The sequence below is a fragment of the Planctomyces sp. SH-PL62 genome, from assembly GCF_001610895.1.
Lineage (GTDB): Bacteria > Planctomycetota > Planctomycetia > Isosphaerales > Isosphaeraceae > Paludisphaera.
On the sequence record NZ_CP011273.1, the window covers coordinates 3,155,862 to 3,167,255 of the forward strand.

Below are 11,394 nucleotides of genomic sequence, written 5' to 3' on the forward strand. Positions count from 1 at the left end.
CGAACGCGGGACGGCCCGCCGGCCCAAAGTTGGGCGGGGGCCGAGGTCCAGTTCAGTCCACCGGCCGGACGCGAACCGACTGCCGCGTTGCGCGCGTCGGTCCGACTGCGACCGGCGGCGCGTGGACGCGGGCGAGCTCGTCCGCGGGCGGTTCGGCGTCGCCGGTCCGGAGGCACCCACCGTCAGCCGCCCGATCGCCGGGCTGCGGGCCCCGGCCGGCGCGGGCGAGCCGTCCCGAAACCCTCAGACGTGAGGCTCCAGCCGTGAGGTCGTCGACCTTGAACGCGCGCAACAACTTGAGCGTGGCCTGCCTCAACGGGGGTCTGGTCCTCGCCGCGATCGTCGGGGCCGCGGGCCAGAGCTGGCCGGCCTTCCTGGCGGCCTTCGCGGCCGGCGGCGACATCCGATTCCGCCCCGGGCGGCGCTGATTTCCAGGCGAGGACCCCGACGTCGGCTTCGGCCGTCGTCGGGGTCCTCGTCCCATTTTTTATCCATCGGCGGCCGGACGGCGAGGAGGAGCCCCGCAGGCTCAGGGCTTCCAGTCGGCCAAGCTCGTCCTCGCTCACGGAAGACGAGGTGAGGTTGAGTCTGTCACGGCCTCTGGGCGATGATCGACGGCGGCTCCGCCGGTTCGGCGGCCGGCGAACACTTCCAGATGGATTCCGACGGCTTCTCGAGGCCTGGTCGAAGCTCCGCGACGACGCGCCCGACGTTCGTGACGAAGATCTTGCCTCGGCTGCGCCGCGAGGTGCGGACGCTCTCGAGGCGAGAAGTGGAGAGCGGCTCGACTGAGACGGCGGCGACCTGTCGGGGAGTTCTCAAGGTCGAGGCATCGGCGTGTATGTCCGCCCAGGGCGAGGACGTCGAACCGACGAACAACCCGTCGCACGGTGGTTGCGTCAGCCGTCTGCTGGCGGAGGACCAGCTTCGGCACCGCTCGGGGGCCGGGCGCGGTTCGTCGAACGGATCCTCACGACCGTTGAATCCTGCCGCCCCCAGGGCCGCGACCTGCTCGACTCCCTCGTCGAAGCCGTCTCCGCCCATCGCTCAGGCGGCGAGCCGCCCTCACTCATCCCCGCCGGGACGTGAACGGTTACCGTCAGGCCGCCCCGGGGCCACGGCCCTCGAGGCGAGGCGAGGAGAATTCGTCGACCGCGTCCTCGCCTCGCTGCGAAGCCCCGCCGATCATGATATAGGCCAGCAAGGAGAGGCCGAGGCCGAGGCCGAGGAGGGCCTTGTAGGCTCCCGGAGCGTCGCTGGGTGAGATGAACGCCTCGATCGCGCCGGCGACCAGGAGCAGCGGGACGACCCCGACCATGATCTTGACGGAGGCCCGCCCCCTCAGCCGAAGCTCGTCGCGCCGGCCGTAGCGGCCGGGAAAGAGCATGGCGTCTGCCATCAGCAGCCCGGCACCGGCGCTGATCCAGATGGCGGGCAGTTCCAGAGATCCGTGGCCGACCACGAATTCGGCGAGCGGCCCGAGCATACCCGCCCGCAGGCAGGCCGCCGCGATGGCGCCGAGCATCACCCCGTTGAAAACCACGAGCCAGGCCGTGCCGACGCCGAAAGAGACGCCCAGCGCCCAGGCGAGGAGCGAGACGCTGATGTTGTTCACGGCGATGTTCGCGCCGGAGTTCGGCGCGGTCTTCGCCAGCGATTCGGTCCAGAGCCGTTTCGCGGCGATGGCGTCGCGCATCGACTCGCTGATGAAGAACCGCTCTAGCGCGGGGTTCTGCGCCGTGAGGACGAACCCCACGACCGCGGCGGCCCAGAAGACGGCCGTGGCCAGGAGGATCGGCCCGGAGGCGGCCCGGACGCTCGCGGGCCAGTCCCGTCGCCAGAAGTCCATCCAATTGCTTGACCTGGGCCGCCCCGATTGATAGAGGATGCTGTGAGCCAGGCCGACGAGGCGGCCTAGCTCCTTGGCGACGGGATGGTCGGGGAACTGCATGCGGGCGTACGCCAGGTCCGCGACGGCCTCCCGGTACAGCGAACTCCCCTCGCGGAAGGCCTCGAGCGGCACCCGAGCCAGGGTCAGGCGGCGGACCTGCTCCAGGAACGCCTGGAGCCGGGCCCATGAATCTCTACGCGAGCGGATGAACTCATGAACGATCATCGAACGCCTCTGGCCCAACGCGTGCTGACGGTCCGCACCCCGGAGAACATCGAGCTGTCTTACGCCTTGGCGGGCCCGGGGAGCCGCGCCGCGGCCTACCTCATCGACTTCTTCGCCATGGCCGTCGCCGGCCAGCTCGGCGTCAACCTGGTCGTGAGCGGGGTGGCGGTCCTGCTCAGCGGCCTGGGAGAGGACGGCAAGCAATGGGCCGCCGCGATCGCCGTCCTGATGGTCTTCGCCCTCTACAACGGCTACTTCATCCTCTTCGAGTGGCTCTGGAACGGCCAGACGCCCGGCAAGCGGATGCTGCACGTCCGGGTGATCCGGCAGGGCGGCTACGCGCTCCGCCTCTTCGACACGCTGCTGCGCAACCTGCTCCGGGCGGTCGACTTCCTGCCGTTCTTCTACGGCGTCGGGCTGGTCAGCCTGCTGCTGACGCGCGACAGCCAGCGGCTGGGCGACCTGGTCGCCGGCACCCTCGTCGTCTACCAGGAGCCGGTCGAGACCGACTCGCTCCTGCCGGACCTGTCCTCCGATTCGGAGGCGGAGCCCCCGCTGCCGGCCGCGGCGCTCGCGGCGGTGCCGAGCGAGGTGGTCGGGCTCGTGGGGATCTACCTGCGGTCGAGGGAAGAGATGGTCCCTCGGCCCCGGCAGGAGATCGCCGCCGAGCTCGCCGAGCTGGTCCGCGAGTCGAGCGGCCTCGAGCCCCGCACCGGGCAGGGGCTCGAGGGCTTCCTCGCCTCGATCGTCAGGCAAGTCGAGCCAGGTCCTCCATGGTCGTACCCACCTCCCGAGGAGGCTGGACTCCCTTCTTGAGGAGCCTGCGGGCGACGTCGGCGCGGACCTTGGCGAGCTTCGACGGCGAGTCCAACACGCGGGTCTTCGCCCAACGGTCGCCGATCCTGCGAAACAAGGGATCGCGATACGGGACCAGCACGTCGTACAGGTTGAAGAATGGGATGAACTGGCTCAACCAGCGGACGACACCTTGTCCGTTCGTCAGCGGCGAGACGCCGTCGGCGGACCGCACCACCCGAAGGCCCACGGCGCGCTTGCCCGGGCTGGCCCCGCCGAAGAGCGAATCCCGCAGGAGGATCAGCACGAACAGGAGCAGGGACGCCAGGTTGATGAACAACGCCGCCCGATCCGGTTCCATCCCGATGGCGGCCACCCCCAACGCAATGGCGAAAATCGGGATGTAGACGAGGAGGACCGTGTCCAGGATCAGGGCGCCCGCCCGCCGGTTGTAGTGGCTCGACTGGCAGCGTCGGCACAGGAAGTAGGCCCTCTTGAAGGGCTTCATCCGGCACTTGTCGCAATAGGGAGCGTGGCAGCGGACGCAGACGAGCGTCGCCGGCCGGTTGTGCCGGGCGCACGGGGCGGAGCCTTCCGCCAACGCCAAACGCTCCCGACTCTTGCGGGGCCAGGCCCCTTCCAGGCGGTCGCCGACGCCGGCCTTCACCTGATCGAGGGGGAGCCGGTCCCGGAGCCCGGGCTGGTCGGCCAGCGGCTTGGCCTCGGGCTGGGTGCAATGGCGGACCAGCGTGTTCGGGGTTATGGTCGCATCCAGGATCCAGCGGCTCAAGGTGTCCCGGGAGACCGGCCCGTAGGTCTCCTCGTCGGCCGATTCGATGTACCAGCCGATCTCGTAGGGGTCGATTTCGGCCTTCTGCACGGGTTGTTCGACGGCCTGACTCATCTGGATCTCCTCGACGGGGGTGGGATTTGGAGGTCCGGGACACTATAAGCGGTGATATTTATACATGCAAGCAGCCAAGGGCTGAAGTGACGTTCATTCAGAACGCCTGGATGCTTGCAGGACAAGGCCCTGTCGGTACAATACACCCGCGGCGCAAGTAGGTTTGCCGATGATGCGCCGGTTCGTCACGCTTCGAGAGCAACGTGCCTCATGCCCCGCCCCCAGACTTCGATGCTGCGTCGCATCCTCATCCAGACCGATTGCGCCTTCTGGTGCATCCACGATCATCTCGACGTCGTGGGACGGTTGGCCCTGCCGACGCTCACGGCCGTGATCTCGGGGGGCGTGCTGCTCGTGATGATCTGGCGGAACTGGGACGTCCCCCCCGCCTACAATTTCTTGGCCGGATGGCTGGTGATCCCGTTCCTGGGGCTGCTCCTCTTCACCACGCTTCCCCTCCCATGCGCCGTGTTCGCCTGGAAGGCCGCGCAGGGGGAGACGGTCACCGCGTGGGAGTGTTTCGCCTGGTGCGGCCGGCGGGCCGGACGGCTGACGGCCCTCGTGATCAAGCTGTCGCTGCTCTATCTGGGCTCGCTGCTCCTGCTGGGCCTCCCTCTGCTCGTGGTCTGGCCGAGGACCTGCCTCACGCCGCTGGTCGCCCTCTTCGAGGACGACCGCCGGATCTTCCGGCGGACCCGCAAGATCCTCCGCGAAGACCTGAGCGTGACCCTCATGGGGCTGCTCTACCTTTGCATGGGCGTCGTCCTGGGCGGGTTCGTCGCCCTCCCGCGGCTGGTCGTGGGGACCGCGGCCCTGGGGGCCAATCTCGTGGACTCCCAGGGGCGGCGGCTGATCATGGATCATCTCTGGGTCTTCGAGACGGTCTCGATCGCCGCACTCCTGACCGCCGTCGCCGTGACGTGGTGGATCTCGCTGACCCTCGTGTATCACGACATCCGGAGCGTCCGCGAGGGAGAGGACCTGAAGGGGCGGATCGCCGCCTATCGCGCCAGGGTCTCGTCCTGACGCGGCGCGTTCGCCGGGCCGCCTCCCGGCAGAGGAGCGACGAGATGCCGGCTTCGCCCCGGAGACCTGCGAGCCCGGCTTCGACGGGCTTCCTGGGCGCGGCCTTCGCCGTGCCAGAGCCGAGCGACCCCGTCCGCCTCGCCCGGGAGGTCATGCAGGACGTCGACTTCTGGTGGAAGCGCCTGGAGCCCGGGACGACGCCGGAGGCTCCCTGGCTCGGGAAGGTCGCGATCGCGGTCCTGGACGCCCTCGCCCGATGTTGGGACCTCGTGCGGGGCGTGATCGGCGCGATCTTCCGCCTGCTCTTCGGCCGCGTCGTCGGCGAATCGTCGGGGGGTACGATCCTCGTCTGGCTCCTCGCCGCGGCGATCCTCGCCTGGACGGCGTGGAAGCTCGTCCAGTTCTTCGTGCGGCGGGCCGACCGCGACGCCCCGCTCGCCGGACCCGGCGCCGTCTCGTCGGAAACCCTCGCCGCAGCTTCCGACCTCCGCGAGCAGGCCATGCGGGCCCTGGACGCAAGCCGCCACGCGGATGCGATCCGCCTGGCCCTGCTGGCGATGATCGCCGCATTGGAGCAGCGGGGCCTGCTCCGCTACGACGCGACCCGCACCAACCGCGAATACCGCGCGGAGCTGCGCCCTCGCCCCGAGTTGGCCGAGCGATTCAGCCGCCTCGCGCGGATCTATGAACGGGCCTGGTACGGCCGAGAACCGGCCGGCCGCGAGCAGGCGGAAGAGTCGATCCGCCTCTGCGCTGCGCCGATCGATGGGGAGGCTTTCGGCCTTGGATGACTCGAAGCGGCGAGGCTGGCTCTTGCCGGCGATCCTGGCGGCGAGCGTGCTCGCCCTGGCGTCCCTCGGGGAGCGGCTCAAGGTCTCGTACCGGACGCCCCTCTCCGGATGCGCCTACGACAACGGGACGGGCGGTGCCTCGGGCCTTTACCGCTGGTGCGCGCGTATGGGCCTTCCGGCGACGTTGCTGGAAGTCCCGATCGCCGAGGCTTCCGAGACCCTGCCCTCGCCGTCGGGGAACGTCGTCATCACCATGGGCGACGGCCCCTGGTCGCCGGCGGATGAGACGATGGAGCCCGAAGGCTGGCGGCCGATCCGCGACTGGCTGGAGCGTGGCAACTCCCTGATCGTCGTGACCGGGGCCCCCCGCGACCTGCCGGAGCCGCTCAGGAAGGACCTTTTTTCCGACAAGCTCCGCGAGGTTGACCCCGCCGTGTCGGCACTCCCGAACGCGGCCTCGACCCTCCTGGGCCGCTCGGTGGACGACCGCCCCGAAACGGTCGAGAGCTCGGTGACCGACGACGGCTCGCTCACCATCGAACGCGAGGGCCCTCGCTGGGCGTCGGCCGGCGGGGACGAGCGTTCTCGGTCGGTCCCCGTGCAGCTCGCGGGCGACGCCCGCGGCGGCGTGCTGTACCGCATCCCCGTCGGCCTCGGTTCGTGCTACGTCCTGCTCGACCCGTTCGCATGGGCCAACGCCGGGCTCGACTCGGGCGAGAACGCGAGGGTGTTGGCGGCGATCCTCGGCCGGGAGATCGGCGGCGGGAGTCTGGCGATCGACGAGTATCGCCACGGTCACGGACGGGCCGAGTCGTTCCTCACGTACCTGCTCGGCCTGCCCGGAGCCCCGGCGTTCTTGTGGCTTGCACTGGCCTGGGCGCTCCTGTACTACTATGGCCGAAACGTCCGACTCAGGCCGGCCGAAAGGTATGAAGGGCCGGAGCGGAGGACGGCTCAGGAGTACATCGACGCGGTCGCGCAGCTCCACGAGCGGGCGAGGGCCGCGCCGCTCGCCGTCGAGGCCGTGGCCGCGAGACTTCGCCACCTCGTCAGCGCCTCGGGCGGCCACGACCCCTCCGCCGCGGCGCTCCTCGAGGCCGCCGACGCCTACGTCAGGTCCGGAAGTCGCCCCGCGGCCCCGCGCGAGGCCGTCCGTCTGGTGGCGGGGCTCGTCCAATTAAGAAAGCGACTCTATGGAACTCGAACGGTTTCATGAACACGCCATGCGCCTGAAGGACGGCCTGCGAAGGGTCTTCTTCGGCCAGGACGACGTGGTGGAGCAACTCCTGGCCACGGTCTACGCCGGAGGCCACGTCCTGCTCGAAGGTGTCCCCGGACTGGGCAAGACCCTGCTGGCGAAGGGGCTGGCGAGGCTCTTCGACGCAGAGTTTCAGCGCATCCAATTCACGCCGGACATGATGCCGGCCGACATCCTGGGCACCGAGGTCTACCAGCTTGCGTCCCAATCATTCGAACTGCGCAAGGGCCCGGTCTTCACGACGATCCTGCTCGCCGACGAGATCAACCGCTCGCCGCCGAAGACCCAGGCCGGATTGCTGGAAGTGATGGAGGAGCGAGCGGTGTCGCTCGGCGTCCAGAGCTACGCGCTGCCGCCGCTGTTTACGGTGCTGGCGACCCAGAACCCGGTCGAGTACGAGGGGACGTATCCCCTGCCGGAAGCCCAGGTCGACCGCTTCATGAGCAAGATCCTGCTCCGTTACCCGAGCCTCGACGAGGAGCTGCAAATCCTCCGGGCGTACGACGCCGGCCAGGATCTGCACCGCGCGACGCAGGCCGAGCTGACCCCGGTGACGAACCCGGAGGAGGTGCTGGCCGTCCGCCGCGGGTTGGTGGGGATCAAGGTCGCGCCGGAGGTCCTGCGCTACCTGGGCGAGGTCGTTCGTGCGACCCGGACCTCGCCTCAGATCCAGGTGGGCGCGAGCCCGCGGGCCGCCGTCCACCTGCTCCTGATGACCAAGGCCCGCGCCGCGATGGAGGGCCGCGAGTTCGCGACGCCCGACGACGTGAAGGCGGTGGCCCCGGCCGTCCTCCGGCACCGGCTGCTCCTCACGCCCGAGGCCCAGGTGGCGGCCGAGACGCCCGACCGTGTCCTGGCTCGGACCCTGGGCCAGGTGGAGGTGCCGCGTTAGCGCGCCATGATCATCCCCACCCGACGAATGATGTGGCTGGCGGCGACCCCGCTCGTCGCGATCCTCATAAGCCGAGGCGATCCGGCGGGGGTCGGCGCCGCGTGGGCGCTCGCGGGGCTGCTCCTGGCGGCCATGATCGTGGACGGCCTGGTCGCCCGCCGCCTCCCGATCCGCCTGACCCGCCGCGCGCCGGACCAGCTCCACGTCGATCAGCCCGACAGCGTGTCCTTGACGGTCGAGAACCGCGCCAACGCCCCGGTCCGGCTCCTCCTCTCGGATCGTCCGCCCGAGGGTTCTCGAGCGATCCCGGCCGTGCTCGCGGTGCAGGCCCCGCCCCGCTCTCGCACGGCCCATGACTACGAGCTGATCCCCACCCGTCGCGGCCCGACCGCGTTCGGGGACCTGGATTACCGCGTCCTCGGCCCGATGGGGCTCGCCTGGGCGCAGAAGCGCCTTCCGGCCCGCCACGAGGTCCGCTGCATGCCCCGCTTCGCCAACGCCCGGGCCGCCGAGCTGGCCGAGCGTCGTGCCCTGCTGAGGCAGGCCGGAAGCCATCGATTCCGCTGGCGCGGCACCGGCACGTCCTTCGAGTCGCTGCGCGAATACAGCACTCAGGACGACATCCGCTGGGTCGACTGGAAGGCGACCGCCCGGCTCAACCGGCCGATCAGCCGCAACTTCGAGGTCGAGCGTCACCAGCAGGTGATGATCCTCGTCGATTCCAGCCGCGCGCTGACGACCTTCTGCGGCAGCCGGACGAAATTCGACGCGATGCTGGAGGCGGCCGTCCTGCTCACGCGCACCGCCCTGGGGCAGGGGGACGATCTGGGCCTCATGGTCTTCGCCGACCAGATCGACCTGTATCTCCACCCCCGCCGAGAACAAACCCAATTGAACGCGGTGGTCGAAGGGCTCTACGCGAGACAACCCCGCCTGGTCGAGCCGAACTTCGAGCTCGCCCTGACCCTCGCCGCCAAGCGCACCTCGCGCAGGACGCTCTGCATCCTCCTGACCGACGTCACGGTCATCGAGGCGGCCCGCCGCATGCTGCTCTACTCCAAGGTGCTGACCCAGCGCCACCGGTTCCTCGTCGTGACGATCGCCGACGAGACCCTCGAAGAAAACGAGCTGCGTGAGCCTCGCGACGCCGAGGAGCTCTACCGCGTGGGCGTAGCGGCCGGCCTCATGCAGGAGCGTACCGTGCTCCTGGAGGAGCTTCGCCGATCGGGAGTCGAGGTGCTGGATTCGCGAGCCGATCAGGTCGCCTCCCGCGCCATCGAGCGATATCTCGACCTCAAGCGCCGCAACATGCTCTAGTGGGTCACTTGGCTCGCCTGTGGCGGTAAGTCGGTGTTTCTGCGGACCGGGCAGCGGGAGCAGGCCCCCGAGCCGCCGAGGTTGTGCCGACGTTCGCGCCGACGTCGGCGTCGTGTCGCCCGCTTGCCGCCCCAGACGAACGGCGTCGGGGCCGCCGCTCCGGCTCGGTCAGCTCGCGGAGCGGGCCCTTCTTCTTACGCGACATGGCGGCCTCCGTGGGATCAGAGACCGCCGATGTTGACATGCCGAGTAGCGTTATGGCCATAGGCGAGCCAAGTGACCCACTAGAGGCTCCTGGCGAGAAATTTCCGGCGAAGGAGGAACGCCCCGCCTCCACCGATCGGCAGCAGGAGAAGGCCGGCTGGTTCCGGCACGGCCGATGAGCTTCGAAAGCGGAACATCGGGCCGAAATTCCCGGCGGGGGCCAGGTCGTTGATCCCGCTGGGGAAAGCGAAGCCGCCGGAGTACAACTCGAACGCCCTGCCCAGGAACGAGATCCCGGGCGCGGCGGTCGCAGCGGCGTTGACCGTGATCAGGGCGTCCGTGTTGTCGAGGTCGTAGAACGCTGCGATGCGGTACGTCGAGCCCTTGGCGAGGGTGATGGTCGGCGTGCAGACCATGCGGAAGCCGTCTTCGAGGGGATCGGCCGTCCCGGCTTTGACGTGTCCGGACCCGAGGATCCTCCCGTCGTCGGTCCAGATCCCTACCAGGTGGTCCTGCGCCAGGCCGTCTCCGAGATAGTCCCACACCCCCAGCCCGTCCACGTCGATCGTCCGATCGAGCGCGAAGCGCCACCCGGCCATGAGATTGCTGGAAGTCCTGTTCATCGACCCGCCGGCGAACGTCAAGGCCAGGGATGATTCCGCTCGGGCGGGGGGAGCGGACGCCCACGCCGCAATCCCCGCCAGCGCGAGCCCCGCCAGCCGCCTGAGCCGCCATTTGCGCATCGGTCGCTCCGTTCGATAGGGGTCAGGGGGATACGGAAGCCGCTCGGGGCGACGGGAGGACGGCCGGATCATCCGCCCGCATCGGCCTTTGACCGGCCTCGGCGCGTCCCAGGGTGGCGTCGTACAGATCGAGCAACTGGGGCAGGATGCGGTCGAGGGAGTACTCCTCCTCGATCCGGCGTCGGGCCGCCTCGCCCAGCCGACGGTGTCCGGCCGGGTCGTCGAGCACGCGCAACACCTGGCGGGCCAGGCCGTCGACGTCGAAGAAGTCGGCGAGCAGGCCCGTCTCCTCGTGTCGCACCAGCTCGCGGACCGGCCCCGTGTCCGAGCCCACCACCACGGCCCCGCAGGCCATGGCGTTGAACAACGACCAGGACAGCACGAACGGCACGGTCAGGTAGACGTGGGCGTCGCCCATCGACAGGGTCCGCGCCAGGTCGTCCGACGGCATGGTCCCGGTGAAGACGAATTTCGACATGTCATAGTCGTCCTGTTCCAGCACGTGCTGGCGGAACGTCTTGGCCTGGATCCGTCGCATGTCGCCGCCGTAGGCCACGCGGTCGCTGCCGACGACGACGAACAGGACGTCGGGCCGTTCGAGGTAGACGCGCCTGGCGACCTTCATGAAGACGTCGAACCCGCGCATCGACTCGAAGCCGCGCGAGACGTAGGTGACGATCCGGGTCCCCGGGGGGACGGCCCGGCCGTTGATTGCGCGCGGGAGGCCGTCGCGCCGACGCCAGAGGTCGAGGTCGACGCCGTCGAAGATCGCCCGGATCTTTCCCTGGTATTCGGCGGGGAACAGGCTCCGCTGCCATCGTGTGGGGCTGTAGCCCGCCGCGCAGTTCTGGAGGTCGAGCAGGATCATGGCGTTGCGGCAGTGCGATCGGAGGACGTCCAGTTCGGCGGGCGGGGCGTCGGGGCGGAAGTCCAGGTCGCTGCCGTGGGGCCGATAGTAGTATTCGAAGTAGTTGACGATCGGGGCGTCCCACAGCTCGCGGAGGAAGAGGGTGGAGCCGAAGCCGCTATGGCCGACGATCAGGTCGGGGCGGAGGTCGGCGGCCGCCTTGCACGCCTCGTAGACCGCGTGGGCGTGGCCGACGGCGTTCTCGAAGCTCCGCGTGCAGTAATGGTTGTGATTGGTGGCGCCCCCCTTGAGGTGATATTGGATCATCTCCACGCCCTGATCGACGCCGGAGGGGCGTTGCGACAGGAAGGTGCAGCGGAAGCCGTGGTCCCGCACCAGCCGACGGGCGACGTGCCCGAACTGGGCGGGGCGGTTCTGGTGGACGAACAAGACGTGCATCCGGGACTCCGGTCGGGCGTCCGGGGCCCCCCGGCCCGCGCC

Annotated in this window: 11 protein-coding genes; 7 read left to right on the forward strand and 4 right to left on the reverse strand. The window is 69.6% G+C overall.

The features are described 5' to 3' along the window. Positions 1–278: 278 nt before the first annotated feature. Entirely contained in the window at positions 279–428 is a 150-nt protein-coding gene (locus VT85_RS27600; RefSeq protein ID WP_156512834.1) for a hypothetical protein, read from the forward strand. A 671-nt stretch (positions 429–1,099) separates the two neighbouring features. Here the strand turns inward: VT85_RS27600 and VT85_RS12285 are convergent. Continuing rightward, complete coding sequence (locus VT85_RS12285; protein ID WP_082858558.1) at positions 1,100–2,116, reverse strand: stage II sporulation protein M; 1,017 nt, start codon at positions 2,114–2,116, stop codon at positions 1,100–1,102. Between VT85_RS12285 and VT85_RS12290 the strand changes: the two genes are divergently transcribed. Continuing rightward, entirely contained in the window at positions 2,105–2,932 is an 828-nt protein-coding gene (locus VT85_RS12290) for an RDD family protein (RefSeq protein WP_082858559.1), read from the forward strand. The two genes, VT85_RS12285 and VT85_RS12290, sit on opposite strands and share 12 nt — an antisense overlap. Here the strand turns inward: VT85_RS12290 and VT85_RS12295 are convergent. After that, complete coding sequence (locus VT85_RS12295; protein WP_068415338.1) at positions 2,865–3,815, reverse strand: RDD family protein; 951 nt, start codon at positions 3,813–3,815, stop codon at positions 2,865–2,867. The two genes, VT85_RS12290 and VT85_RS12295, sit on opposite strands and share 68 nt — an antisense overlap. A 210-nt stretch (positions 3,816–4,025) precedes the next feature. Between VT85_RS12295 and VT85_RS28475 the strand changes: the two genes are divergently transcribed. The 5 genes from VT85_RS28475 to VT85_RS12320 are packed head-to-tail and all read left to right on the forward strand — an operon-like array spanning position 4,026 to position 9,099. Beyond that, positions 4,026–4,841, forward strand: a complete 816-nt coding sequence (locus tag VT85_RS28475; protein ID WP_068415341.1) for a hypothetical protein — start codon at positions 4,026–4,028, stop codon at positions 4,839–4,841. A gap of 44 nt (positions 4,842–4,885) precedes the next feature. After that, entirely contained in the window at positions 4,886–5,632 is a 747-nt protein-coding gene (locus VT85_RS28480) for a DUF4129 domain-containing protein (protein ID WP_068415344.1), read from the forward strand. Further along, complete coding sequence (locus tag VT85_RS12310; protein WP_068415347.1) at positions 5,625–6,848, forward strand: DUF4350 domain-containing protein; 1,224 nt, start codon at positions 5,625–5,627, stop codon at positions 6,846–6,848. Before VT85_RS28480 ends, VT85_RS12310 begins: the two co-directional genes overlap by 8 nt. Then, entirely contained in the window at positions 6,826–7,782 is a 957-nt protein-coding gene (locus tag VT85_RS12315; RefSeq protein ID WP_068415350.1) for an AAA family ATPase, read from the forward strand. Before VT85_RS12310 ends, VT85_RS12315 begins: the two co-directional genes overlap by 23 nt. Before the next feature lie 6 nt (positions 7,783–7,788). After that, complete coding sequence (locus VT85_RS12320; protein WP_068415355.1) at positions 7,789–9,099, forward strand: DUF58 domain-containing protein; 1,311 nt, start codon at positions 7,789–7,791, stop codon at positions 9,097–9,099. Positions 9,100–9,383: 284 nt separating this feature from the next. Here VT85_RS12320 and VT85_RS12325 read toward each other — a convergent pair whose 3' ends face one another. Both VT85_RS12325 and VT85_RS12330 read right to left on the reverse strand, forming a co-directional pair. Next, on the reverse strand, positions 9,384–10,046 hold the full coding sequence (locus VT85_RS12325) for a PEP-CTERM sorting domain-containing protein (RefSeq protein WP_068415358.1): 663 nt from the start codon (positions 10,044–10,046) through the stop codon (positions 9,384–9,386). 22 nt (positions 10,047–10,068) lie between these two features. After that, positions 10,069–11,352: a glycosyltransferase gene (locus tag VT85_RS12330; protein WP_082858562.1), complete on the reverse strand. Its 1,284-nt coding sequence runs from the start codon at positions 11,350–11,352 to the stop codon at positions 10,069–10,071. Positions 11,353–11,394: the final 42 nt, after the last annotated feature.